We start from the raw sequence: 24,805 nt of genomic DNA, 5'->3' as shown, positions 1-24,805 counted from the left end.
CGGCGTCAGCCGAGTCCGAGTCGCAGCATGAAGATCCCCGGGAAGACCGCGAAGAGCACGCTCAGCGGGAGGATCAGGAACACCAGTGGGAAGAGCATGTAGATCTCTTTGCGACCCGCGCGCTCGATCAGCGTGCGCTTCGCATCCTCGCGGGCATCGAGCGCCTGTGCCTGCAGCACGTGCGCGAGCGGGGCGCCGCGGTCGATGGCCGCGACGAGCTGATCGACGGAGCGGGTGAGTGCGGGGATCTCCAGCCCGGCGGCGAGGCGCGTGAGCGACTCCGACAGCGGCGAGCCGGTGCCGACGGCGACGACCACGCCGCGCAGCTCGCTCGTGAGCTCGCCGGCGCCGATCTCGCTCACCCGTCGCAGCGAGTCGAGGATGCCCTCGCCCGCCGACAGGCACAGGGAGAGGAACTCCAGCACGGTCGGCAGTTCCTCCTCGATCCGCGCCGCTCGCGCACGGGCGGCGCGCGAGAGCCAGGCGTCGTAGCCGAGCACCCCCGCCACCGCGGCCACGGGCGGCAGCAGGCCGAGCACCGGCGAACCGCGGCCGACGAGCACCAGCGCGACGACGACCACACCGCCGAGCGCGAGCCCGCCGAGCGCCCAGGCGAGCTGGCGCACGCGGAAGCGCGCCGGGTCGATCGTCCAGCCCGCGCGGCGCAGCCGCTGGCCGAGGACCGCGTCGCCTCCCGCGAGCCGCATGAGGCGCAGTCGCAGCAGCGGCGTCCACGCGCGGGTGGTCAGGGGCGCGCCACCCGCGACGTCGAGTCCGCGCGCATCGGTGACGTCGCGGATGTACGGAGCGATGCGGCGCGCCAGGCTGGGCGCACCCCAGCGGGGCGCCAGGGAGGCGAGCAGACACACGCCGATGCCGAACGCCGTGCCCAGCACGACCGCGTAGGCGAGATCGGTCGAGGTGAAGGCGATCATCCGAACCACCTGCGTGGTTCCGGCAGCCGTCCCAGTCGCAGCATCAAGCGGTAGGCGACGACGGACACCGCGGCGCCGACGACGATGAGGGCGATGCCGGTCGGGCTCGCGTAGGCGCGCGCACCCTCCGGACGCATCGCCAGGAGTGCGAGGATCACCCACGGCGCGACGACGCCGAGCACCGCGGCGCCGCGGATCCACGACTGCCGCGATTCGACCTCCGCGCGCAATGCCGCGTCGGCACGCACCGAGGACGCCAGGGCACGGAGCACTGCGGTCAGCTCGGTGCCGCCGACCTGGCGCGCCATGCGCAGCGTCTCGACGATGCGGTCGGCGACAGGGTCGGCGAGGTTGGCCTTCAACCGCTGGATGCTGGAGTCGAAATGGCCCGAGGCGGCCATGTCACGGGCGAACGCCGCGAACGCGGCGCGCAGCTCGACGGGAGCGGACTCCGCCAGGCTCGACACCGCATCCGGAAGCGACATGCCCGCGCGCACCGATGCGATCAGCAGGTCGCAGACGTCGGGCCAGAGCCCTCGGCGCACGCGCATCAGCCGAGAGCAGCGAGCACGCAGCCACGCGAACGGGAAGATCGCACCGGCCGCGGCGGCCACGCCGGCGAGGGCCGGCACCGGCGCGACGAGCCAGGCGACGGCCGCGAGCACGAGGGCGCACACCCCGGCGAGGACGACGAGCGACGTCGGCGACATCCGGGCCATGCCGGCGTCCTCGAGCAGTCTCGCCATCCGGCCACGCCGGGCGCGCTGCGCGGTGGCACGTCGGCCGGCGGGCCACAGCCACGGCGACACGAGGAGCAGCACGCCGGCGGCGAGCACCGCGCCCCAGACGAACGTCATGCCGGACCCGCCCGATACAGTGTCCGCGCCGCGATGATCCCGTCATCGACACCCGTGGGCGCGACGATCTCGACGACGCGGCGAGCGCCCGCGGCGTCGCGCTCGCAGTGCACGACGAGATCGACGGATGCCGCCACCGCAGGCAGCACGAAGGCCGAGTCGATGTTGCGCCCGGCGAGGAGTGGCAGCGCCGCGAGCTTGCCGAGCGCCTCGCGGGCCGAGTTGGCATGGATGGTGGCTGCTCCGGGAACGCCGGTGTTGAGTGCGAGCAGCAGGTCGAGGGCCTCCGCGTCGCGGACCTCGCCGACGACGAGGCGATCGGGGCGCATGCGCAGAGCCTCTTTGACGAGGCGACGCAGCGTGACCTCGCCGGTGCCTTCGAGGCTGGGCTGCCGGCCCTGGAGCGAGACGATGTCGGGCGCGCCGACCGCGAGTTCGAAGGTCTCCTCGACCGTCACGATGCGGTGCTCGGAGGGGCACGCCGCGATGAGGGCGCCGAGCAGCGTCGTCTTGCCCGCGTGCGTCGCTCCCGAGACGAGCACGGAGCGGCCGTCGACCATGGCGTCGCGCAGCAGTGCGGCGGCGGATGGAGCGAGCGACCCGGCCGCGACGAGTCGGCCGAGGTCGCGGAACGCGGGCAGGAACTTGCGGATGTTGACCGCCCAGTGGCGACGCGTGATGTCGGGGATCACGACGTGCAGACGCGAGCCGTCCGGCAGCGAGGCGTCGACGAACGGCTGGCTCAGGTCGACCCGGCGACCGCTGGACTGCAGCATCCGCTCGACGAGGTCCCGCACCGCCGTGTCGGTCAGGCTGAGCGGTGTGCGCTCGGCGACGCCGCCGCGCGCGACGAAGATCCGGTCGGGAGCGTTGATCCACAGCTCCTCGACCGTCGGATCGTCGAGATAGGCCTGCAGCGGACCATATCCGGCGACCACGGCCAGCACATCCCGCACGCACGCGGCCTCGTCGTCGACGGTCGCGAGGCCGCGGGCGAGGGCGAAGTCGTTGTGACGGCGCACCTCGTACCGCGCAACCTGGGCGGCGAACTCGGGGTCGCGCGTCGGATCGGAGCGCTCGGCCCTCAGCCGCTCCCGCACCCGCTCCGCGACGAGGGTCGCGACGGGTGCGGTCGGGGAGGTCACCGGAGCATCCTCGCAAGAAACGCAGATGCGGCCGGAAAGTTATCCACAGACGTGCGGGCGTCGCCCGGGAGGAGCAGGATGGAACCCACCGACGGAAGGACGAAGATGACGCAGGCGAAGAAAGAGCTCTCTCCCCAGGTGCAGGCCGGCCTCGGTCTCGCCGGCATCGTGCAGGTGGCCTTCGCGTTCCTCGCCTTCTGGGACCTCGCGCACCGGGAGTCCGACGAGGTGCGCGGCCCCAAGGCCGCCTGGATCCCCGCGATCCTCGTCAACTGGATCGGCCCGGCCAGCTACTTCCTGTTCGGCATCCGGCGCTGATGCCGACGCGGCGTCGGCCGCCGACCGATACGGGGGTCAGCCCCACAACCGATCGTCAGCCGCCTCAGTAGACTGAGACCCACTTGCGGGAGTGGTGAAATCGGCAGACACGCAGGATTTAGGTTCCTGTGCCTTCGGGCGTGTGGGTTCAAGTCCCACCTTCCGCACGCGAACTCTCGCATCCTCCGCCGACCTACGACGGGATAAACCGTGCACGCTGTTCCCACCGCTCTGATCCCCTGGCTGGATCCCGCCGCCATCATCGAATGGGCGGGCCCCTGGGCGCTCGTCGTCGTGTGCTTCATCGTCTTCGCCGAGACGGGCCTTCTCATCGGCTTCCTCCTGCCCGGCGACACGCTGCTGGTGATCGCCGGACTGCTGTCGCACGCGACTCCGCAGGCGCCCCACGGCATCTTCGGCCTCAGCGTGTGGTGGGTCGCTCTGCTCATCGGCCTCGCGGCCTTCATCGGCGGCGAAGTCGGCTACTACATCGGCCACAAGGGCGGACCCGCCGTCTTCGAACGCAAGGAGTCGGGACTCTTCAGCGTCAAGAACGTCGAACGCACCAACGCGTTCTTCGAGCGCTTCGGCGGCATCACGGTCATCCTCGCCCGCTTCGTGCCGATCGTCCGCACCTTCGCGCCCGTCGCCGCGGGCATCGGCCACATGAACAAGTGGATGTACACGCTCTACAACTTCATCGGCGCCGTCCTGTGGGGCTTCGGGCTCACGATGTTCGGCTACCTCATCGGGTTCATCCCGCCGGTGGCCACGTTCGTCGAGAACTACATCGACCTCATCCTGCTCGCCGCGGTCGGCGGCACCGCGGTCGTCACGCTGTGGCACTACCTGCGCGAGCGCAACAAGGCCCGCAAGGAGGCGGCCGCCGGCAAGGACGTCGTCACCGACCACGCCGAGGCCGAGGCACTCGTCCTCGATCCCGAGGTGTTCGAGCGGGGTCCTGAGCGCGGCGAGGCCCCGCGGGCCTGAGTCCCGGCGTCAGGACGCCTTCTTCTTCGCCGTCTTCTTGGCGGCGGGCTTCTTGGTGGATGCCTCGCCCTTGCTCTTCGCGGGGGTCGAGGCATCCTTCTTCTTCTCGGACGCACCCCCTTCGCGAGCCGCGCGCGACTTCTCGACGCTCGCGCGCAGCGCGGCCATGAGGTCGATGACCTCGCCGCCGGCCTCCTGCTCCTCCTGCTCGCCGAACGTCTCGGAGGTGTCGACCGCGTCCCCCTTCTCGAGCTTCGCGTCGATCAGGGTGCGCAGCTCTGCCTGGTACTCGTCGGTGAACTCCTCGGGGTCGAAGTCGCTGGAGAAGCTCTCGACGAGGGATGCCGACAGCTCCAGCTCCTTCGCCGAGATCCGAACGCTCTCATCCAGGGCCGGGAACGCCGCCTCGCGCACCTCGTCGGCCCACAGCAGGGTCTGCAGCACCAGGACGTCGCCGCGGACGCGCAGGGCCGCGAGCCGTGTCTTCTGCCGCAGCGAGAATCGGACCACGGCGGTCCGATCGGTCTGCTCGAGCGTCTTGCGCAGCAGCACGTAGGCCTTGGGCGAGCTCGAGTCGGGTTCGAGGTAGTACGCGCGGTCGAGCGTCAGCAGGTCGATCTGCTCGCTCGGGACGAACTCGACCACGTCGATCTCACGGCTGCGCTCGGCGGGCAGCGACTCGAGGTCCTCCTTCGTCAGGATGACCGTCTTCTCGCCGTCGTCGTACGCCTTGTCGATGTCGGAGTACGGCACGACCTCGCCGTCGATCTCGCACACCCGCTGATAGCGGATGCGACCGCCGTCCTTGTTGTGCACCTGATGCAGTGACACGTCGTGGTCCTCGGTCGCGGCGTACACCTTGACCGGGACGTTCACGAGTCCGAACGTCAGCGCACCCTTCCAGATCGCTCTCACCCCACCAGTGAACACCAGGGCGCCGACAGCGAGCCACCCCCTTGCGCCGCGCGTCGCCGATACTCTGACCCCATGGCGGGCGACGAGCAGCTGGTGCGCATCGATGGCCGCCGCCTGCGTCTGACGAACCTCGGCAAGGTGCTGTACCCCGAGACGGGCACGACCAAGGGCGAGGTGATCGACTACTACTCCCGCGTCGCGCCCGCGCTCATCCCCCACGTCATCGGCAGGCCGGTGACCCGCAAGCGGTGGCCGGACGGGGTGGGCACCGAGGCGGATCCCGGCATGGTGTTCTTCGCGAAGGATCTGGAGCGCGGGGCGCCCTCGTGGGTCAGGCGCATGCCCATCCCCCACTCGACGGGCACCAAGGAGTATCCGCTCGTCGGCGACGTGCCGACCCTCGTGTACCTCGCGCAGGTCGCGAGCCTGGAGCTGCACGTGCCGCAGTGGCGGTTCGCGCCCGACGGCGGGCGCGGCCCGGCGGACCGCCTCGTGCTGGACCTCGATCCCGGCCCTGGCGTCGGCCTGCAGGAATGCGCCCTCGTCGCGGGCTGGGCGCGGACGATCCTGCAGGGAATGGGCCTCGAACCGTTCCCGGTCACCAGCGGGAGCAAGGGCATCCACCTCTACACCGCGCTGCCGCCCGGGCAGTCGACCGAGCAGGCTTCGGCGCTCGCGAACGAACTGGCCCGCGCGATCGAAGCCGACCACCCCGACCTCGTCGTCAGCAGCATGAAGAAGGCCGAGCGGCACGGCAAGGTGCTCATCGACTGGAGCCAGAACAACGGCTCGAAGACCACGATCGCCCCGTATTCGCTGCGCGGCCGTGCGCACCCCACGGTGGCCGCCCCGCGCACGTGGGACGAGCTCGACGACCCCGGGCTGCGGCACCTCGACTTCGCCGAGGTGCTCGAGCGGCTCGACGACATCGGCGACCCGATGGCGCCGCTGGGCTTCCACGCCGGCGGCCGCGAGGCGGAGTCCGGCCCCCTGTCGGCGTACATCGCGAAGCGCAGCGCCGACCGCACGCCCGAGCCCGTGCCCGCCAACCCACTTGGAGCGTCGCCGGGCGACGAACGGCCCCGCTTCGTGGTCCAGGAGCACCATGCGTCACGGCTGCACTGGGACTTCCGGCTCGAGCACGGCGGGGTCCTCGTCAGCTGGGCGGTTCCTCGCGGGGTCCCGCACTCGTCCCGCCGCAACAACCTGGCCGTGATGACCGAGGACCACCCCATGGAGTACGCGACCTTCGAGGGGACGATCCCCGCCGGCGAGTACGGAGGCGGCACGGTCACGATCTGGGACGACGGCAGGTACGACCTGGAGAAGTGGCGCGACGACGAGATCATCGCGACGCTGGAGGGGCGGCCGGGCGGGCCACTTGGACGCGTGCGCCTGGCCCTCATCCGCACCGAGGGCGAGGGCGAGAAGTCCAGCTGGCTGCTGCACCGCATGAAGACCGACGCCGACGGGCGCGCCCAGCCGGACGGCCTCGTCGTCGAACCGAGCGCTCAGGCCGACGAACCGCCGCCCGCTCGTGCGCCGAGAACAGGTGTTTCGCCGGATACAGGCGGATCGGGCGCACATCGGCCTGTGCTCGCCGGAACACCTGTTCTCGGCCGCGCCGTCACCGCTCCGACCGCCGCCGAGCTGCTCCCGATGCTCGCCACGTCGGCGACGCCGGACCTGGCGCGCACCGCTGCCCGACGGTGGGGCGACCCGGCGTGGGTCGAGATGAAGTGGGACGGCATCCGCGCCGTCGGGGCGTGGGACGGCGAGCGGCTGCGCCTGTACGCCCGCAGCGGCAACGACATCACCCACCGCTACCCCGAGCTCACCGACGTCGACGCCGGACTGGGCGCGCAGCCCTGCGTGGTGGACGGCGAGCTCGTGGCGCTCGAGCCCGACGGACGCCCGAGCTTTCCGCTGCTGCAGACCCGCATGAACCTCGAACGCGCGGGCGACATCGCCCGAGAGGCGCGGCGCACGCCGGTGCGCTACTACCTCTTCGATGCGCTCTCTCACGACGGAGACGACCTGGCCGACCTGCCCCTGCGCGAGCGGCGTGACGTGCTCGAGGCGGTGGCGGCGGCATCCGTCGATGCGATCGCGGTCCCGCCGGTGTTCGACGACGTCGATGCGGCACTGGAGACCAGCGCACAGCTGCGGCTGGAGGGCATCGTCGTGAAGGACCCTGCGTCGCCGTACCTGCGCGGGCGGCGGTCGGAGGCATGGCTGAAGGTCAAGCACACGAGCACGCAGGAAGTGGTGATCGCCGGAATCCGCCCCGGCAAGGGCGCACGGTCGGGGACCTTCGGTTCCCTGCTGCTCGGGATCCCCGGCGCGAACGGCCTGCAGTACGCCGGTCGCGTCGGCACCGGCTTCAGCGACTCGATGCTCGCCACGCTCATGCGCACACTCACGCCGCTGCGCACCGATGAGAATCCGCTGGTCGGGGTTCCCCCCGCCGACGCGCGCGACGCCCTCTGGGTGCGGCCGGAGCTCGTCGGCGAGGTCGAGTACGGCGAGTTCACGCCCGCGGGCATCTTGCGTCACCCGCGGTGGCGAGGGCTGCGGCCCGACAAGTCCCCCGCCGACGTGCGCCGCGAGAACTGACGCGCCTCAGGCGTGGGCGTCGTGCTCCACGTGACCGGCGGGTTCGAGCTGGAACGTCGAGTGCTCCACGTCGAAATGCTCCGACAGGCAGCTCTGCAGTCCGCTCAGGATGCCGGCGGCCCGGCCGTCTGCGAGCGCATCCTCGTCGACGACCACGTGGGCCGTGAATACGGGGGCGCCGCGGGTGAGCTGCCAGACATGCACATCGTGGACGTCGACCACGCCCGGCGTGCGCAGGATGTGCGCGCGGATGTCTTGCACGTGCGTGCCCTGGGGCGCGGACTCCGAGAGCACCGACCCCACCTCGCGCAGCAGGCTGATCGCGCGCGGCACGATCATGGCGGCGATGAAGAGCGAGGCGATCGCATCGGCCTGGTCCCACCCGGTGGTGACGACGACCACCGCCGCCACGATCACGGCGGCAGAGCCGATGAGGTCTCCCATCACCTCGATGTACGCACCGCGCACGTTGATGCTGTGCCGCTGCGCGGAGCTCAGCAGCCACATCGCGATCCCGTTGGCGACGAGGCCGACGATCGCGACGACGAGCATGAGGCCGCCCTGCACGTCGGCATCGGCGGGGTGCAGCAGGCGCGTGACACCTTCGAAGGCCACCCACGCCGACAGCAGGATCAGGATGATCCCGTTGACGAGCGCCCCGAACACCTCGGCGCGCTGGTAGCCGAACGTGCGGCGGTCGTTGGCCGGGCGCGCGGCGACCGTGCTCGCGATGAGCGCGACGATGAGCGCGGCCGCATCTGTGAACATGTGCGCGGCATCTGCGAGCAGGGCGAGCGAGCCCGAGAGCACGGCCCCGATCACCTGCACCACCATGACGGTGGAGGTGATCCCGAGCGAGATCGCGAGCAGCCGGCGGTTGCCGGAGCCCCGGATCCCGATGGGCGCGTGATCGTGCATGAGCCCAGGCTAAGCCCGCACCGGCAGCGCCGAACCCCGTGCTGCCTAGTCGGGAATGATCGTGATTCTCACTCCCAGCCGGAGGGTCAGAGCGACGAGAGGAGCGGCGCCAGCGCCACGAACGCCCGCGATCGATGGGATGCCGCGTTCTTCTCCTCGGCCGTCCAGTCGCCGACGCTGCGCTCGGCGCCGGGCTCCTGCCCGTCGGGCACGAACACCGGGTCGTAGCCGAAGCCGCCGGCGCCCGACGGCGCGGTCGCGATGCGGCCCGGCCACACGCCCTCGACGACGTGCTCGGCGGGAGCGCCGCCGTCGGCGGACGGCACGACGAGCGCGATCGTCGAGACGAACTGCGCGGCCCGGTGCGGGTCGGCGATGTCGGAGATCTGGTCGAGCAGCAGGTTCAGGTTGGCGACGGCATCCTTCGCGTGCCCGGCCCAGTAAGCCGAGAACACGCCCGGCGACCCGCCCAGCACGTCGACGCACACGCCGGAGTCGTCGGCGAGCGCCGGCAGCCCGGTGTGTGCGGCGGCCGCGCGCGCCTTGATCAGCGCGTTGTCGGCGAACGTGACGCCGTCCTCGACCGGCTCAGGACCGTCGTACCCGACGACCTCGATGTCGGGGCGCGTCGCGGCGACGATGGCCTGGAACTCGTCGACCTTGTGCGGGTTGTGGGTCGCGAGGACGATCTGTCGCTGCCCCTTCGGCAGGCTCGGGGACCGGGTCATGATGCCGGCGCGAGCACGCCCGCCTGGATGTCGCGCAGCGAGGCGCAGCCGTTGACGCCGAGCTCCAGCAGCGCGTCGAGCTCACGCTTGTCGAACGGCGCGCCCTCGGCGGTGCCCTGCACCTCGACGAACAGCCCGCGGCCGGTGACGACGACGTTCATGTCGGTCTCGGCTCGCACGTCCTCGACGTAGGCGAGGTCGAGCATCGGCTCGCCGTCGATGATGCCGACCGACACCGCCGACACCGAGTCGAACAGCACCTGCGCCTTCTGGCCGATGAACTTCTTGCCGCGGCCCCACTCGATCGCATCGGCGAGGGCGACGTACGCGCCGGTGATGGCGGCGGTGCGCGTACCCCCGTCGGCCTGCAGCACGTCGCAGTCGATCACGATGGTGTTCTCACCGAGGGCCTTGGTGTCCACGACGGCACGCAGCGCCCGGCCGATGAGGCGCGAGATCTCGTGCGTGCGCCCGCCGATCTTGCCCTTGACGCTCTCACGGTCGTTGCGGCTGTTGGTCGCGCGCGGCAGCATCGCGTACTCGGCCGTCACCCATCCCTTGCCCTTGCCCGTCAGCCAGCGCGGCACGCCGTTCGTGAACGACGCCGTGCACAGCACCTTGGTGCCGCCGAACGAGACGAGCGCCGACCCTTCGGCCTGGGCGCTCCAGCCGCGTTCGATGGTGACGGTGCGCAGCTCGTCGACGCGGCGGCCGTCGGCACGGGTGATGTCGGTCATGCGGTTCTCCTCCGGGGGGGGATGGATGCCTCAGCCGAGGCGGGCGGGATCGTCGAAGCGGGGAAGGTCGATGGCGCCGGTCTGCACCAGCCGCACGTCCGTCACCTCGCGGCCCATCAGACGGTGGGCGAGGCGCAGGAACTCGTCGGCGGATGCGCCGGTGGCCTCGTAGACGTGGCGGGGCTCGGCATCCGGTCCCGCCAGCAGATCACGCGACACCAGCTGGCGGTAGACGTCCTTCGCGGTCTCGGTGTCACTGGAGACGAGCGAGACGTCCGGCCCCATGACGTAGCTGATCGCCCCCTCGAGGAACGGGTAGTGCGTGCAGCCGAGCACGACGGTGTCGACACCGGCGTGACGCAGCGGGGCCAGGTACTCCTCGGCGACGGCGAGCACCTCCGGCGAGTCGGTGATGCCGTTCTCGACGAACTCGACGAAGCGCGGGCAGGCCTGAGCGAACACCGTGAGGCGCTCGTTGACGCCCAGCATGTCCTGATAAGCCCCCGACCCGATCGTCCCCGCGGTGCCGATGACGCCGACGCGGCCGTTGCGGGTCGTCGACATCGCGGTTCGCACGGCCGGGTTGATCACCTCGACCACCGGCACGTCGTAGCGCTCACGGGCGTCGCGCAGCATCGCCGACGAGGCCGTGTTGCACGCGATCACGAGCATCTTCACGCCCTGTGCGACGAGGTCGTCGAGCACCTCGAGCGAGTAGCGGCGGACGTCGGCGATCGGCTTGGGTCCGTACGGCGAGCGTGCGGTGTCGCCGACGTAGAGGATCGACTCCCGCGGCAGCAGGGCCGACACGGCCCTCGCGACGGTGAGCCCGCCGACTCCGGAGTCGAAGATTCCGATCGGCGCGTCGTTCACGATGCCCCAGCCTACGCCAGGCGCTCAGTAGGCTGGCCCGCATGAGCCTCTCGACCGCTCTGCTGACGGACCGCTACGAGCTCACGATGCTCGACGCCGCGCTCCGGGACGGCACCGCCCATCGTCGTTGCGTGTTCGAGCTGTTCGGCCGGCGCCTGTCGGGTGGCCGCCGCTTCGGCGTGGTGGCCGGCACCGGCCGTCTGCTGTCGCTGCTGCGCGATTTCCGCTTCGGCGATGACGAGCTGCGCTTCCTCCGCGACGGGCGGGTGGTGGATGCCGCCACCCTGGCATTCCTCGAGGGCTACCGCTTCACGGGCTCGATCACGGGTTACCGCGAGGGCGAGCTGTACTTCCCCGGCTCACCGCTCCTGACGATCGAGGGCACGTTCGCCGAGGCGGTCGTGCTCGAGACGCTCGCGCTCAGCGTCCTCAACCACGACTCCGCCGTCGCAACGGCTGCGGCGCGCATGAGCGTCGCCGCCGGCGACCGCCCACTCGCCGAGATGGGCTCGCGGCGCGCCGGCGAGTCGTCCGCCGTCGCCGCGGCGCGCGCGGCGTACATCGCCGGGTTCGGGGCGACGTCGAACCTCGAAGCGGGCAGGCGGTGGGGCATCCCGACGATGGGAACGGCCGCGCATTCCTGGACGCTGCTGCACGACACCGAGGAGGACGCGTTCCGCGCCCAGATCGCAGCGCTCGGCATCGACACCACGTTGCTCGTGGACACCTACGACATCCGCACGGGCGTCGACACGGCGATCCGGGTCGCCGGCACGGGGCTGGGCGGCGTCCGCATCGACTCCGGCGACCTGCCGACCGTGGCCGCCCAGGTGCGCGAGCAGCTCGACGGTCTCGGGGCGACCGCCACCCGCATCACCGTGACGAGCGACCTCGACGAGCACGCGATCGCGGCGCTCGCGGCGTCCCCCGTCGACGCCTACGGTGTCGGGACATCGGTCGTCACCGGCTCCGGCACCCCGACGGCGGGCATGGTCTACAAGCTCGTGGCTCGCCAGGACGCGGCGGGTGGCTGGGTCGGTGTCGCGAAGGCGTCGACCGACAAGGCGTCAAAGGGGGGCCGCAAGGCCGCCTTCCGCACGCTCGAAGCCGGCACGGCCACGAGCGAGCTCATCGTCGTGTCGGACGGCTTCGAAGAGCTCGAGACCGCCGCCGCCCACCCCGACGCGCGGTCGCTGCAGGTGGCGCTGGTCGTCGAGGGCGAGGTGGATGCCGCGCACGAGGGTCCCACCGGCGTCGCCGCTGCACGCGCACACCATCTTCGGGTGCGCGAGGAGCTTCCGGTGAAGGCTCTCGCGCTCAGCCGGTCCGACCCCGCGATCCCGACGGTCTACGTCGACGCGGGCCCCGGTCGTTGAACCTGTCGAAGCCTCAGCCCTGCAGCGACTCGTAGATCTCTTTGCAGGTGGGGCACACTGGGAACTTCTCGGGGTCGCGGCCCGGCGTCCACTTCTTGCCGCACAGGGCGCGCACCGGCTTCCCGGTGATCGCCGACTCCAGGATCTTGTCCTTCTTCACGTAGTGCGAGAAGCGCTCGTGATCGCCCGGCTCGATCTGCTCCTCTTTGAGGAGCTCTTCGAGCTCGCGATCGAGGGTCGCGATACCGCCCTGGTCGGGGCTGTCTAGGGGCGTGCTCATGGTCTGCCAGTGTAGTCGCGACCGACCGCGCAGGGGCGGGATCACGTGCCCCGGCGTCGGTCTGTGCGGGGCCGCCGGACTCAGGTGGACTCGGCGAACTCCATCAGGCGCCCGCCGCGACGCTCGAACACGAGCGATCCGATGACGACCCCGACGACGAGGACGCCGAGCCCGATCGCCAGGCCTCCCCACAGCGCCGTCGTCGCCGCCTCGGCGTCGCCCTGCAGCGCGAGCCACCCGCACCACACGACCGGCGCCGAGAGCACCAGTACACCCAGCATCACGACGCCCTGCGCCACCGCTCCCCCGGCGCTCGTGCGCTGCGGCTGCTGGAACGGGCTCTCGCCCGGGCGCGAGACCGGGTACGGCGCCACCACCGACGAGATGCTCGACAGGCCGAGCCCCGACAGGAACAGTGCCGCGCACACGCCGGTGAGCGCCGGGAGGACGGCCCAGCGGCCGTGCAGCGAGGTCGCGACCGGGACGGCGACCGCCAGCAGCGGCACGCCCACCAGCAGCACCGGCACGAGACGGCCGACCCGGTCCGACACGCCGCGCACGCCGCCCGAGATGTGCATCCACACCGCGGTCGAGTCGTACGCGACATCGTCGTGCGGCAGCCATCCGAGGAACAGGGCCGCGAAGGGCACCGGCACGAGGGCCACGATCTCGGGCGGGACGCCGGCGATCAGCAGCGGCACCGTCGTGATGGCGGCGGCGACGGGGATGACGAGGGCGTTCACGACGTAGCGCCGGTCGCCGAACCAGTACACGAGACTGCGGGCGGCGATCGCGCCGCCCGGGGTGCCCGGCGCCACCCCGAACCAGCCGAGGCCGGCGCGCTCGCGACCCGTGCCCGGGCGCTCGGTGGTCGTCAGCAGGCGGCGGACGGCCCACAGCCACAGGAGTCCGAGCGCGGCGATCGTCGCGACGGCCACCAGCACCGCCGGCCAGACGGACCGCCCCGTCGCCATCGCTCCCGGAAGCGCCCACGCCGCTCCGAAGGGGGTCAGCGCCAGCGCGTCGACCGCCTGCACGAGCTGCTGCGGCACCGCACCGCGCCATTCCAGCGAGGCGAGGAAGACGCCCACGGGCACCACGACGACCAGCACGACCAGGACGAAGACACCCGACAACTCGCGCGATCGCCGCTCGCGCAGGAACAGCGATGCAAGCGCCCCGCACACGCGGGCCAGCAGCGAGCAGGTGAGGACGCCGAGCACGACGCTGGCGATCCCGATCGCGACCGGGACGCCGTGGTCGGCCCACACGATCGCCGCACACACGGCGACCGCCAGCAGCGCCAGGATCGGCACGCTGATGAGGCCCGCGACCACGAGGACACCCGCGAGGCGCCCCCGCGACAGGCCGAACACGGCGAAGCGCCGCGGATCCAGCGGATCGTCGAGCGCGCCGATGAGCGGGGCGAGCGCGAACCCGAGGGTCACCGCGGAACCGCCCAGCACCGTGACCGTGCGGACGGCGTCGGTCGCGGCATCCCTCATCGTCAGCAGCGCCCAGCAGGCCGCGGCCGTCGCCGCGACCAGGACGACCAGCCCGAGCACGACGCGCACCACGTGGCCGGTGTGACCGCGCAGGGCGCCGAACAGCAGCGCGAGCCTCAGCCGGAGAACGTGTGCAGCCACTCCAGGCCCTCCACGTCGCTGAGGCCGCCCGCGAGTTCGACGAATCTCTGCTCGAGCGTCAGCTCGCCGCGGACCTCGTCGACCGTGCCTTCGGCCAGGACCTGGCCGGCCACGATGACGGCGACGCGCGTGCACACGCGCTCGACGAGCTCCATGCCGTGGCTGGAGAGGATGACCGTTCCCCCGTGGGCGACGTAGGCCGAGAGGATGTCGAGGATGATCGCGCTCGACACCGGGTCGACCGCCTCGAATGGCTCGTCGAGGACGAGCAGGCGCGGTGAGTGGATCATGGCGCCGGCGAGCATGACCTTCTTGAGCATGCCCGCGGAGTAGTCCGAGACGCTGCGCCCCAGCGCCTCCTGCAGGTCGAACGCGCGGGCGAGGTCGGTGGTGCGGCTCTCGACGACCGCCGGTGGCAGTCCGCGCAGCACGCCGTAGTAGTAGAGGAGCTGGCGACCGGTGAGGCGGTCGAACGTGCGGAGCCGATCCGGCAGCACGCCCATGAGCTTCTTCGCCGCGAGCGGGTGGGCTGCGGCATCCACCCCCGCGACCTCGATCGTGCCGCGGTCGGGCTCGAGCAGGCCGGCGATCATCGACAGCGTCGTGGTCTTGCCCGCGCCGTTCGGGCCGACCAGACCGTAGAAGGTGCCGGCGGGCACGGTGAGGTCGATGCCGTCGACCGCGTGCGTGCTGCCGAAGCGCTTGGTGACCCCGCGCAGCACGAGCGCCTCGCCCGCGGCGGCCCCCAGCGTCGGCACGACGACCGGCGCGTGAGGGGATGCCTCGTCCTCAGGCTGGGCCTCGGTCTCGGCCTCCACGGGCGCGGGCGGGGCGACCACAGGCTCTGAGACCGGGGGTGCCGGGGGCGCCGGTGCGGGGGCGGTCTCGACGGTGGGCGCGTCCGGTGCGGTCGTGGCCTGCTCGACAGGGACGGACTCCTCGACAGCAGGGACCGACTCCTCGACCGCGGTCGTCTCCGGCGCGGATGCCGCGGGGGGCGCCTCGGTCGGCAGCGGAGGCTTCGGCGGGACGATGATGGCCGCTGCCACCGACGCGGCGATCTCGAGGTCGCTCGGCAGCGGCGGCGGGGGGCCGGGATCCACCGGAGCGGCGGCCGAGCGCTTCTTGCGCGGGGCGGACTTGCCGCCCTGGCGCGGCGGACGAGCCGGACGCCGCGGCTTCTCGGACGGCTGCGACACCGTGTCGGATATCCGTACGACGCGCGCGCTCGAGTGACGGTCCGGCTCTTCCGGATCGATGTCGTTCGGCACCGGGAGGGAGGCTGTCACCGCACCAACGTATCAAGCGGGCCTGATCGCGCGGCAGATGCTTCCCGCCGAGTCTCCGCATTCGCGTTATGTCACGAAACGGCAACGGCGGCCGACCATTCTGCACCTTTTCAGTCGCCTTCGATACCCTGGTTCCGGCACGAAGGGGTGTCGCGCCGGTGAACCGGCAGTGAATCACGCACTTCAGGAGCAGATTTTGACCCTTCAGACCGTCATCCTCGCAGCAGGAATGGGCTCGCGCCTCGGGCGCAGCCTTCCCAAGCCGCTCACCGAGCTCAGCGACGGCCGCAGCATCATGCAGCAGCAGCACGACAACATCCGCGCTGCGTTCGGTCGCGACGCCCGGATCACGACCGTCGTCGGCTACCGTGCCGAGACCATCGTCGAGGCGTTCCCCCACGTCGACTACGTCTACAACGACCGCTACGACCAGACGAACACGTCCAAGAGCCTTCTGCGCGCCCTTGCCACCACCGGCAGGAGCGGCGTGCTCTGGATGAACGGCGACGTCGTCTTCGACCCGCGCGTCCTCGGTCGCGCCATCGAGCTCATCGAGCGGGACCAGTCCTTCGTCACCGTCAACACCTCCAAGGTGAGCGACGAGGAGGTCAAGTACACCGTGACCGCCGAAGGGTTCATCAAGGAGCTGTCGAAGACCGTCAAGGGCGGTATCGGCGAGGCTGTCGGCATCAACTACATCTCCAGCGCCGACAAGAAGGCGTTCATGCGCCACCTGACGCGCGTCGACGACCAGGACTACTTCGAGCGTGGTCTCGAGCTCGCGATCGCCGAGGACGGCGTGCTGCTCCAGCCGCTCGACATCTCTGACCTGTACGCCGTCGAGGTGGACTTCGCCGAAGACCTCGAGCGCGCGAACCTCTTCGTCTGATCAGACGCCGAACCGCTGGGCGGGTGCCGTTGGCGGCATTCGCCCAGCGGTTCGTCTTAGGCTGGCGCCGATGACCGAGAAGGTTCACCGCATCCACTCCCTGCCGGACGGCGCGCCGTGGCAGGGCGGCCTGCCGCCCACGGGATCAGCGGAGCATCCGCTGACGATCCGCGCGCTGGACCGCGTCCTGGCGATCCAGCGCCCCGCCGTGCTCGCCCACCTGCGCAGTATCCGGCTGCGGCATCCCAACGCGACACCGGCCGAGATCGTGCGGATCCTCGAGCGCCGCTACCTCGCCGCGGTGACCACAGGAGGCGCGGCCGTCGGTGCGACCGCCGTGGTGCCGGGGATCGGCACCGGCGTGACGCTCGCACTGAGCGGTGTGGAGACGGTGGCGTTCCTGGAGGCCACGACGCTCTTCGCGCAGTCGGTCGCCGAGGTCCACGGCATCCCCGTGGCGGACCCCGACCGCGCGCGAGCGCTGGTGCTGACCCTCATGCTCGGCAAGGAGGGCGTGGACCTCGTCGCACAGCTCGCGGGCCAGGCCGCCGGTCGCGGGCCCAACCGCTCCACGTACTGGGGCGAGCTCGTCACCAAGACGCTGCCGCGCGCGGCGGTGGGCCCGATGGTCGACCGGCTCAAATCCACCTTCATCCGCCAGTTCGCGGCGCGCGGCGGGGCATCGTGGATCGGCAAGGCTCTGCCGTTCGGCATCGGCGCCGCCGTCGGCGGCGCCGGCAACCACATCCTCGGACGCCGCGTGCTCGTCGGCTCGCGGCGCGCGTTCGGCATGCCGCCGATCGATCTTCCGCCCGACCTGGAGCCCCGTCCCGGCGCAGATCGCCTCGAGCGTCTCGCGGGGCGCGGCGTGCGGCGGGCGGGCGAAGCCGTCATCGGCGGTGTGACGCGGGGCTCGGCGGCCGTCGCCGGCATCGTGCGGCGGCGGCGGCCCGAGCTGGAGGCTCCAGCCGACGACTGAGCCTCCTCCCCAGGAGGCACCGGCAACGGCGTGTGCACAGCGGGCGTCGATCCGCCGGCGCGACCGCGTCACCGCGTCGGATGCCGCTCCTACCGTGGCGGGATGCTGCGAGCCATCGACCCCGACGAGCCTCTCCCGCCCCTGGCCTATCGCGTGCCGTGGCGCGTCGATCGGGTGTACGACCGGCATCCACTCGTCACGAACGTCGGGCCGACCACGCTGGACTTCGTGCGTGCACTGGTCGACCTGGGTGCTGCGACCGCCACGGAGCACTGGGGGCAGATGCCTCCCGGCGACACCGCCGAGCTGTGCCTGTGCGACGCCGACCCCGACGCCACGACGGTGACCATCACGTGGTTCCGCCCCGATGACGGTGAGGAGTATCTGTGGAGGTTCGTGATGTGACTCCGCAGACCTCCCACCGGGGCGACAATATCGTCATGGGTCTGTTCAGCAAGCTTCCCGAGGAACCCGTCGAATGGGCGGGACTCCCCTCCGAGCCCGCGCGCACCGAGACCGTGGCAGAGCGGCTGACGAGCGCTCCCGCGACGGATCTCGGCGGCCTCGGCTTTGGTGACCCCGCCGCCGCGGGCGCCGTCGAATCGATCGTCATCCCGGTCGCTCCCCTCATCGAGAACGCACAGGCGCAGGAGTCCGGCGAGGACGAGTGACGGGCGCGCTGCAAGCGCTTGCATATCGCGTCTCGACAGGCTCGGGCACGGGGCATACGCTCGCACGTATGGACAGCACCCTGGCCTGCCTCGCGGCGTGGATGCCGCGGCAGCGGTGGTACGCCGCGAAGGGGCGCCCGCCGAGCCTGCGCCTCGTGTCGTGGTGGGACCTCACGGCGGCGACCACCGCTGCGAACGCGCGCGCCGCGCGCGTGCGGACCTATCTCGTGGCCGATGAGGGCGCACTCCCGGTCGTGCTGTACCAGATCCCCGTCGTCGAGCGGGCGACCGAGACCGTGGACGCCGATCCCGAGCACATCATCGGCAGTCCGGAGCCCGGCAGCACGTTCATCGACGGCCCCTTCGACGATGCCTACGCCCACGCGCTGCTGGCGCTCGTCGAGCAGGGCGGGGTCGCCCTCGGCCCGCAGACGACCGCCACCGGGCGGCCCGCCGGGGTCGCCGCGCCGGCCGGGCGGCTGCGCGTGGCCCGGGTCGTCAGTGGTGAGCAGTCCAACACCTCGCTGATCTACGAGGGCGACGGCGTTCCGGTCATCTGCAAGGTCTACCGTCAGCTGCACGCCGGCCTCAATCCGGACATCGAGCTGCAGGAGTCCTTGGCGGCCACCGGGTCGCGCCGCGTGCCGACCCCCATCGGCTGGATCGAAGGGGCGTGGCCCGATCTGTCCACCGCTCATGGCGCGGTGCACGGCTCCCTGGCCTTCGCACAGGAGTTCCTCCCCGGTGTCGAGGACGCCTGGCGCGTGGCGCTGCATGCCGCCGCGCGGGGCGAGGACTTCCGTACCCAGGCCTATGAGCTCGGCGCGGCGACCGCCGACGTGCACCGCGGCCTCGCCGGATGCTTCCCGACGCACGCTGCGGCGGCCGCCGACCGCGAGGCGACATCGGCGGCGTGGGAGCGGCGGCTCGCGATCGCCATCGCCGAGGTGCCAGAACTCGGCCCGCAGCGCGACGCGATCGAGACCGTCTATCGGCGGGCTCGGGATGTGCCCTGGCCCCCGCTGCAGCGCATCCACGGTGACTTCCATCTCGGCCAGGTGCTCCATGCCCCCGGCCGTGGCTGGGTGCTCGTCGACTTCGAGGGCGAGCCGCTGCGGCCGATGAGCGAGCGCGTGCAGCCGGATCTCGCGCTGCGCGACGTCGCCGGGATGCTCCGGTCGTTCGACTATGTCGCCGGCTCGCTGCGGCTCGACGATCCCGACCGCTCCCCCGAAGCGGTGCGCGAGTGGGCGGCGGCCGCGCGAGCGGCGTTCGTCGACGGCTACGCCGCCACGTCCGGAATCGACCTCGATCCGCGGCATCCACTGCTGGCCGCTCTGGAGCTCGACAAGGCGGTGTACGAGGCGATCTACGAGGCGCGCAACCGGCCGACGTGGGTCGCGATCCCCCTCAGCGCGGTCGCGCGCCTGGTCGAGCGGCCCGCCCCCGTCGGCTGATCGCCGCGGTTCAGGCCTCGTCGTCGAGTTCGGCCTCGTCGTCGGGTTCGTCGTCCTCGTCGGCGACCGAGCGTGCGTACCACTGCTCCCAGTCGTCCATGAGGCGCTGGATGGCGGCCTCGAAGCGCGCCGTCGCCGCGCCCGGCGCCGTGTCGCCGAAGTAGTGCCTCACCCACTGCTCCAGGCGGGCGACCGCGTCGGGGTCGGCGAGCACACGCTCCGTCTCGGCCACGATCGCGGGCGCCGAGGCGGCATCCAGCCACTCGCAGGCCGACAGATAGCCGTGCGTGTCGATCGCCGCGGCCGGGTCGACAGGACGCGTGATGAGCAGCGGCTTGTCGGCGGCGAGCCGGTCGTAGACCATCGCCGAGATGTCGACGATCGCGACATCGGCGGCGGCCAGCTGCCAGCCCAGATCGGGTCCGTCGTCGAACACGTGGCTGGCCGAGGCATCGGCGGCATTCGCGGCCGCGATCGCGGCGATGATGCGCTTGTTCGCCGCGCCGTACTCCGGGTTCACGACGCCCGAGCGCGGATGCGGCCGGTAGATCACGCGATGCTTCCCGCTCGCGAGCAGCGCCGAGACCAGAGCCTCGCCGTGCGTGGCGATCGATCCGTAGTGGGCGGACGGGCGGTCGCCCTCCCAGGTGGGCGCGTAGAGCACGACGGTGCGCTCGTCGGGCGTGTACGGCAGGGTGCCCGAGTAGTGGTCGGCCTGTGGGCGCCCGATCTCGATCGTGCGACGCTCGATGTCGTAGTCCCACAGCACGCGCTCCAGGCGCTCGCGCGCGGCGTCGCCCGCGATCATCGCGTAGTCGTACGCCTTGTACTGGTTGGTGGTCATGTACATCTTGTCGGACTCGCCGTGGTTGATGAACACATGCCAGCGACGGCCGTAGCGGAACATCTGGAAGTTGCGGGTGTTCTGGTTGACGTACAGCACGACGCGGATGTCCTGGTCGGCGATGAACCGCTCCAGATCGCGCACGGTGGGCACGAAGGCGACGGGCAGCGCCCCGTCCGCCAGCAGCGACTCGGCTCCGGTCGCGGCGCGGCTCAGCACGACGACCGGCCACGTCTTCGCCAGGCCGGCGAGCGGCTTGTACCACTGCCGCATCTGGTACATGTTGACCGCGCCGTCGGCGAAGTAGACGGCCACGCGATAGTGGAACGAAGGATGCGGCGGCCTGGCCGCCAGCGTCCGGCGGACGTCGATCACGGCCGAGCGATTGCGTACGGCCTTGCGGACGAGCGCGACCGCCTTCTTCACATCCGAGACCAGACCCACTCGTCCAGCCTATCGACCGGCGCGCATGACATGATCGACCAGTGCAGGACGAGCAACACGGACGCAGGGACGCTCCGATCCCCCCTCCCGGCGCCGGCGTGAGCTTCGTCATGCCGGTGCTCAACGAGCGCGCCTATCTGCGGCGCGCCGTCGAGACGGTGCTCGCGCAGGACATCGACGCGCCCACCGAGCTGATCCTCGCGCTGGGTCCCTCCAACGACGGCACCACCGAGCTCGCACATGAGCTGGCGCGTGACGACGCACGCATCGTGCTCGTCGACAACCCGGCCGCCGACATCCCGGTGGGCCTGAACCTCGCGATCCGCGCCGGCCGCTACCCGACGGTGGTCCGCGTCGACGCGCATTCCGAACTCGACCCCTCGTACGCCCGGCAGGCGCTGCAGACCCTCGACCGGGTGCGCGCAGCCAATGTCGGCGGCGTCATGCACGCAGACGGCCGCACGCCTTTCCAGCGAGCGGTCGCCCGCGCCTACAACTCCCCCATCGGCCTCGGCGGCGGCGCGTATCACGGCGGCACGCAGGAGGGCGAGGCCGAGTCGGCGTATCTCGGAGTGATGCGCCGCGACGTCCTCGAAGAGGTCGGGCTGTTCGACGAGAGCATCCGACGCGGCGAGGACTGGGAGCTGAACCTGCGGATCCGCCGAGCCGGGTACCGCGTCTGGTTCGACCCCTCGCTGTCGGTGACCTACTGGCCGCGCGAGAGCTGGACCCGGCTCGTGCGCCAGTTCGCCGCGACCGGACGCTGGCGCGGCGAACTCGTGCGACGGTTCGGACGCGGCAACTCGCTGCGCTTCTTCGCTCCCCCTGCCCTCGTGCTCACGATCGTCCTCGCGCTCGTGATCGGCGTGCTGCAGGCCACCGGCGTGCTCACCGGATGGTGGTCGGTCGCGGCATCCCTCGTCTATCTGCCCGTGATCGCGTACGCCGTCCTGATCCTCGCGGTCGCGCTCGGCTCCGGCGGCGGGCGCGGCTGGCGTGACAAGCTGTGGTCGGCGGCCGTGCTGCCGACCATGCACCTGTCGTGGGGCTGGGGCTTCCTCGGCGGGGTGATCGGCGGAGCGCGCGACACCGTGGACACGTCGCGCCTGGGCAGCCGCAACACGCCGCTGCCCTGAGCGGGCCGACGACCGCCTCCGCACGGAGCCGGTCGCGTCAGACGCGGATGAAGCCCTGGTCGAGGATGCGGGCGACCACGCGCTCGGCCGCGTGACCGTCGTCGCGCGCGTTGAACTTCGCCTGCCACTGGCGGTAGCGCTCGGCATGCTCCGCCGTGTCGTCGGCGGCGAGCGCCGCGACGAGCTCTTCCTGCGAGCGCACCATCGCACCGGGAGCGTGCGCGGCGAGATCGAAGTAGAAGCCCCGCAGCTCGCCGCGGTAGTGCTCCATGTCGGGCACCAGGAAGTACATGGGCTTGCCGGTCACCGAGAAGTCGAACATCACCGACGAGTAGTCGGTGATGAGCGCGTCGGCCGCCAGCAGCAGCAGCGACGTGTCGGGGAACCCGGTGACGTCGACGACGCGCGGGCCCTCGGCGTCGCGCCCCGGAAGCAGCGTCCGGGAGTGCCCGCGCACGAGGACCACGGCGTCCGTGGCGGCGGCGAGCGCGGCGGGGTCGACGAAGTCCACGATCTGATCGCGGTCGTCCCGCCATGTCGGCGCGTACAGCAGCACGCGCTCGTCGGGACGGATCCCGAGCGCCGCCCGCGTCGCCGCGCCGTCGCCGGTGGTCAAGATGTCGTTGCGCGGATACCCCTCGACCCACACCGGCCGGCTGAGGAACGCGTACGCCTTCGCGAGGATGCGCGCCGCGTACGGGTTCTGCGCCAGCAGCACGTTCCAGCGCCGTGATTCGCGCACGACGGCGGCCATGCGGCGCGGGTCAAACCCCGGCCGGTGCAGCGCGAGGCGCTTGAGCGGCGTGCCGTGCCACGTCTGCAGCACGATCTGCCCGCGGCGGCGCGAGAACCGGCGACGCAGCCAGTCGTTGACGACGAGCAGCCGCGCGGCGCCGCGTGCGCGCCACCAGTCGGGGCTGCCCTCGACGACGGGGATCGCGCCCTCCGGCACCGCCACCGACAGGTCGACGACGCTCCAGTAGCGGGTGACCTCCGGCGCACGGCGCGCGAGCTCGCGATCGATCGCCAGCGGGTTGCAGCTGGCGTTGCGGCCATAGAAGCTCTCGAAGAACACGGCGTTCTCGAACCCTGCCGCCGGTCGCGTGGCGTAGCGGCGCTCCAGGGCGTCCTGGCCCTCGCCCGAGTCGTAGGCGGGATCCATGGGCGGTCCCACTTCGAGCCGCGCGCCCTCCAGCGCAGCCCGCAGCGTGCCGAGCTGGGTGATGGGCAGCACCTCGGACGAGTGGATGCCGCGACCCCCGGCATCCACGATCCGCAGGTCGTACGAGCCCGACGGGAGCGGGAGCTCCGGACCACCCCAGCGCGCGGCGCGCAGCGGCAGAACCGCCCGCCACGTCCTGCCGCGACCGGTGATCCGCGCCGAGACCCGCGCACGAGCGCCGACGAGGTCGACCGACGACGGCCGCTCCCCCTCGCCCGAGAGCACCAGTGCGGGGCCCTCGTCGGTCGTGAAGCGCGCCTCGGTCATCGGGTTCCTTCCCTCGGGCGGGCGTGGGCGGTCCCGGCCAGAATGGCAAGGTACACCCTCTCGGCGTTGCGTCCGTCGCGATGCGCGTGGACGCGCCCGCTGAGTTCGCGCGCGCGCTCCCTGCGGCGCTCCCGCTGTGCGGGGTCGCCCAGCAGCCCGTCCAGCTGAGCGATCGCCTGGGTCCAGTCCTGGCTCCGGTCGTCACCTGCGACGGCGTCGTAGGTGCCGTAGAACCCCCGGCGTCGCGCATATTCCTCGACATCGGGGGCGAGGAACAGCGTCGGCAGCGGCACGAGCGCCGCATCGAAGGCGAGCGACGAATAGTCGGTGACCAGCGCGTCGACGCCCGGCAGCAGGGGTGTCACGTCGGACACGAGATCGCTCCCGAGGCTCTGCACGCGATCGGTGGCGAACGGCGGCGTGTACTCCCCCGCGCCCAGCGGATGCGACCGCACGAGCAGGGTCGCGTCATGGCGCGTCAGCACGTCGACGATGCGCGTCCACTCCTCGTCGGTGGGCACCGCGGGATCCGCGGCGCCGTCGCGCCACGTGGGAGCGTAGAGCACGAACCTGCTGGAGGGATCGGCCCGCGGCACGGCGCGCCCGATCGCGGCGCGCGCGGTGACGCGGCGATCGTCGGGCGCGCCCTGAGACAGCACGTCCACCCGGGGCTCGCCGGTGACGGGCACCGCGGTGTCGGGCAGCGAGAACGCGGACTCCAGCCGCCCTCGGACGAGATGGGATGCCGCCGGCAGCACGTCGATGCGCCGCGCGGCGGCGCGGTACATCCTGCGCAGCAGCCCGCGCAGCGGCGCCGCCAGCGGTGTGCGGGCGATCGGCCCGGGCACGCGCAGCGTCTCGGGCGAATCGAGCCCGATCCGCTTGAGCGGGATGCCGTGCCACAGCTGCACCACGAACGCGCCCGTGACCGCGTACCGGTTGACATCGCCGAAGCCGTGCGTGACGACGATCACCCGCGCCCGCGCGGTGCGCCACAGCCCCTGCCAGGAGTTCTTGCGGACGGTCGGGATGCCCCTGGCCGCGGCATCCCTCGCCTCACGGTCGGACGCCACCAGCCAGACGGCAGGGTGGCGACCGGTGGAGGCGGCCTGCCACAGCGCGAGCGCGCCGTCGCCGATGCCGACGGCGCAGCCAAACACCCATTCGTCACGGGACCGAGGGACCACCAACGTCAGCAGGCGGCCGGCGGCGTACAGCGGGATCGTCGCGAGCTTTCGGGCATTCCCCGCGCCGAACGAGAAGGACGCCATCG

General features: G+C 71.7%; 24 protein-coding genes and 1 tRNA gene. 11 read left to right on the top strand and 14 right to left on the bottom strand.

All coding sequences use genetic code 11. From position 1 onward, the window contains the following. Positions 1-5: 5 nt before the first annotated feature. The 3 genes from FB391_RS09555 to FB391_RS09545 are packed head-to-tail and all read right to left on the bottom strand — an operon-like array spanning position 6 to position 2,937. Entirely contained in the window at positions 6-935 is a 930-nt protein-coding gene (locus FB391_RS09555; protein WP_141894186.1) for a type II secretion system F family protein, read from the bottom strand. Next, positions 932-1,792, bottom strand: coding sequence for a type II secretion system F family protein (locus tag FB391_RS09550; RefSeq protein WP_141894185.1), 861 nt, complete (start codon positions 1,790-1,792; stop codon positions 932-934). Before FB391_RS09550 ends, FB391_RS09555 begins: the two co-directional genes overlap by 4 nt. Next, positions 1,789-2,937, bottom strand: a complete 1,149-nt coding sequence (locus FB391_RS09545) for a TadA family conjugal transfer-associated ATPase (protein ID WP_185843020.1) — start codon at positions 2,935-2,937, stop codon at positions 1,789-1,791. The genes FB391_RS09550 and FB391_RS09545 overlap by 4 nt, the downstream gene beginning before the upstream one ends. 78 nt (positions 2,938-3,015) lie before the next feature. Between FB391_RS09545 and FB391_RS09540 the strand changes: the two genes are divergently transcribed. From FB391_RS09540 to FB391_RS09530, 3 genes are all read left to right on the top strand, one after another. Then, positions 3,016-3,255: a PLD nuclease N-terminal domain-containing protein gene (locus FB391_RS09540; protein WP_141894183.1), complete on the top strand. Its 240-nt coding sequence runs from the start codon at positions 3,016-3,018 to the stop codon at positions 3,253-3,255. A gap of 85 nt (positions 3,256-3,340) precedes the next feature. Next, positions 3,341-3,422 (top strand) — tRNA-Leu (locus FB391_RS09535). Positions 3,423-3,465: 43 nt separating this feature from the next. Then, on the top strand, positions 3,466-4,245 hold the full coding sequence (locus FB391_RS09530; protein ID WP_141894182.1) for a DedA family protein: 780 nt from the start codon (positions 3,466-3,468) through the stop codon (positions 4,243-4,245). A 9-nt stretch (positions 4,246-4,254) separates the two neighbouring features. Here the strand turns inward: FB391_RS09530 and ku are convergent, their stop codons facing one another. Then, on the bottom strand, positions 4,255-5,160 hold the full coding sequence (gene ku, locus FB391_RS09525; protein ID WP_141894181.1) for a non-homologous end joining protein Ku: 906 nt from the start codon (positions 5,158-5,160) through the stop codon (positions 4,255-4,257). Between the two features lie 72 nt (positions 5,161-5,232). Between ku and FB391_RS09520 the strand changes: the two genes are divergently transcribed. Continuing rightward, complete coding sequence (locus FB391_RS09520; RefSeq protein WP_141894180.1) at positions 5,233-7,776, top strand: ATP-dependent DNA ligase; 2,544 nt, start codon at positions 5,233-5,235, stop codon at positions 7,774-7,776. A 6-nt stretch (positions 7,777-7,782) separates the two neighbouring features. On the opposite strand, the gene FB391_RS09515 is transcribed toward FB391_RS09520, so the two are convergent. The 4 genes from FB391_RS09515 to murI form a co-directional block, all read right to left on the bottom strand. Further along, positions 7,783-8,694 carry a cation diffusion facilitator family transporter gene (locus FB391_RS09515; protein ID WP_141894179.1) on the bottom strand — a complete coding sequence of 304 codons (912 nt, stop codon included), beginning with the start codon at positions 8,692-8,694 and terminating at the stop codon, positions 7,783-7,785. 86 nt (positions 8,695-8,780) lie between these two features. Continuing rightward, entirely contained in the window at positions 8,781-9,422 is a 642-nt protein-coding gene (gene rdgB, locus FB391_RS09510) for an RdgB/HAM1 family non-canonical purine NTP pyrophosphatase (RefSeq protein WP_141894178.1), read from the bottom strand. Further along, positions 9,419-10,159, bottom strand: coding sequence for a ribonuclease PH (gene rph, locus FB391_RS09505; protein WP_141894177.1), 741 nt, complete (start codon positions 10,157-10,159; stop codon positions 9,419-9,421). The genes rdgB and rph overlap by 4 nt, the downstream gene beginning before the upstream one ends. 30 nt (positions 10,160-10,189) lie before the next feature. Beyond that, positions 10,190-11,032 carry a glutamate racemase gene (gene murI, locus FB391_RS09500; protein ID WP_141894176.1) on the bottom strand — a complete coding sequence of 281 codons (843 nt, stop codon included), beginning with the start codon at positions 11,030-11,032 and terminating at the stop codon, positions 10,190-10,192. Positions 11,033-11,073: 41 nt separating this feature from the next. On the opposite strand from murI, the gene FB391_RS09495 reads away from it, so the two are divergent. Beyond that, positions 11,074-12,408 (top strand): nicotinate phosphoribosyltransferase, encoded by a 1,335-nt coding sequence (locus tag FB391_RS09495; protein WP_141894175.1) that lies wholly within the window; start codon positions 11,074-11,076, stop codon positions 12,406-12,408. Between the two features lie 13 nt (positions 12,409-12,421). Here the strand turns inward: FB391_RS09495 and FB391_RS09490 are convergent, their stop codons facing one another. The 3 genes from FB391_RS09490 to FB391_RS09480 form a co-directional block, all read right to left on the bottom strand. Further along, the gene (locus FB391_RS09490) at positions 12,422-12,688 is read right to left on the bottom strand and encodes a DUF3039 domain-containing protein (protein ID WP_018171233.1); all 267 of its coding nucleotides are present in this window, start codon (positions 12,686-12,688) and stop codon (positions 12,422-12,424) included. An 80-nt stretch (positions 12,689-12,768) separates the two neighbouring features. Continuing rightward, a complete protein-coding gene (locus FB391_RS09485) occupies positions 12,769-14,334 on the bottom strand; it encodes a hypothetical protein (RefSeq protein WP_141894174.1) in 1,566 nt (521 codons plus the stop codon). Next, positions 14,310-15,623 (bottom strand): ABC transporter ATP-binding protein, encoded by a 1,314-nt coding sequence (locus FB391_RS09480; RefSeq protein WP_342778186.1) that lies wholly within the window; start codon positions 15,621-15,623, stop codon positions 14,310-14,312. The genes FB391_RS09485 and FB391_RS09480 overlap by 25 nt, the downstream gene beginning before the upstream one ends. Before the next feature lie 196 nt (positions 15,624-15,819). Here FB391_RS09480 and FB391_RS09475 point away from each other — a divergent pair, with 196 nt between their 5' ends. The 5 genes from FB391_RS09475 to FB391_RS09455 all read left to right on the top strand — a co-directional run bounded on the left by FB391_RS09475 (position 15,820) and on the right by FB391_RS09455 (position 19,619). Beyond that, the gene (locus tag FB391_RS09475) at positions 15,820-16,512 is read left to right on the top strand and encodes a phosphocholine cytidylyltransferase family protein (protein ID WP_141894173.1); all 693 of its coding nucleotides are present in this window, start codon (positions 15,820-15,822) and stop codon (positions 16,510-16,512) included. A 70-nt stretch (positions 16,513-16,582) separates the two neighbouring features. Further along, a complete protein-coding gene (locus FB391_RS09470; RefSeq protein ID WP_141894172.1) occupies positions 16,583-17,491 on the top strand; it encodes a hypothetical protein in 909 nt (302 codons plus the stop codon). Positions 17,492-17,593: 102 nt separating this feature from the next. Beyond that, the gene (locus FB391_RS09465; RefSeq protein WP_141894171.1) at positions 17,594-17,896 is read left to right on the top strand and encodes a hypothetical protein; all 303 of its coding nucleotides are present in this window, start codon (positions 17,594-17,596) and stop codon (positions 17,894-17,896) included. Between the two features lie 35 nt (positions 17,897-17,931). Then, positions 17,932-18,162: a hypothetical protein gene (locus tag FB391_RS09460; RefSeq protein ID WP_141894170.1), complete on the top strand. Its 231-nt coding sequence runs from the start codon at positions 17,932-17,934 to the stop codon at positions 18,160-18,162. 68 nt (positions 18,163-18,230) lie between these two features. Beyond that, positions 18,231-19,619 (top strand): maltokinase N-terminal cap-like domain-containing protein, encoded by a 1,389-nt coding sequence (locus FB391_RS09455; RefSeq protein ID WP_141894169.1) that lies wholly within the window; start codon positions 18,231-18,233, stop codon positions 19,617-19,619. Positions 19,620-19,629: 10 nt separating this feature from the next. Here FB391_RS09455 and FB391_RS09450 read toward each other — a convergent pair whose 3' ends face one another. Then, positions 19,630-20,907, bottom strand: a complete 1,278-nt coding sequence (locus tag FB391_RS09450; RefSeq protein ID WP_141894168.1) for a CDP-glycerol glycerophosphotransferase family protein — start codon at positions 20,905-20,907, stop codon at positions 19,630-19,632. 98 nt (positions 20,908-21,005) lie between these two features. On the opposite strand from FB391_RS09450, the gene FB391_RS09445 reads away from it, so the two are divergent. Then, the gene (locus tag FB391_RS09445) at positions 21,006-22,043 is read left to right on the top strand and encodes a glycosyltransferase (protein WP_185843019.1); all 1,038 of its coding nucleotides are present in this window, start codon (positions 21,006-21,008) and stop codon (positions 22,041-22,043) included. A gap of 37 nt (positions 22,044-22,080) precedes the next feature. Here FB391_RS09445 and FB391_RS09440 read toward each other — a convergent pair whose 3' ends face one another. Continuing rightward, a complete protein-coding gene (locus tag FB391_RS09440; RefSeq protein ID WP_141894167.1) occupies positions 22,081-23,532 on the bottom strand; it encodes a CDP-glycerol glycerophosphotransferase family protein in 1,452 nt (483 codons plus the stop codon). Then, positions 23,529-24,803: a CDP-glycerol glycerophosphotransferase family protein gene (locus FB391_RS09435; RefSeq protein WP_141894166.1), complete on the bottom strand. Its 1,275-nt coding sequence runs from the start codon at positions 24,801-24,803 to the stop codon at positions 23,529-23,531. The genes FB391_RS09440 and FB391_RS09435 overlap by 4 nt, the downstream gene beginning before the upstream one ends. Between the last annotated feature and the right edge of the window lie 2 nt (positions 24,804-24,805).

Origin of the sequence: Microbacterium kyungheense (assembly GCF_006783905.1) — a bacterium.
In the GTDB taxonomy this organism is placed as follows: Bacteria; Actinomycetota; Actinomycetes; order Actinomycetales; family Microbacteriaceae; genus Microbacterium; species Microbacterium kyungheense.
This window is presented reverse-complemented; position numbering and strand designations above follow the sequence as displayed.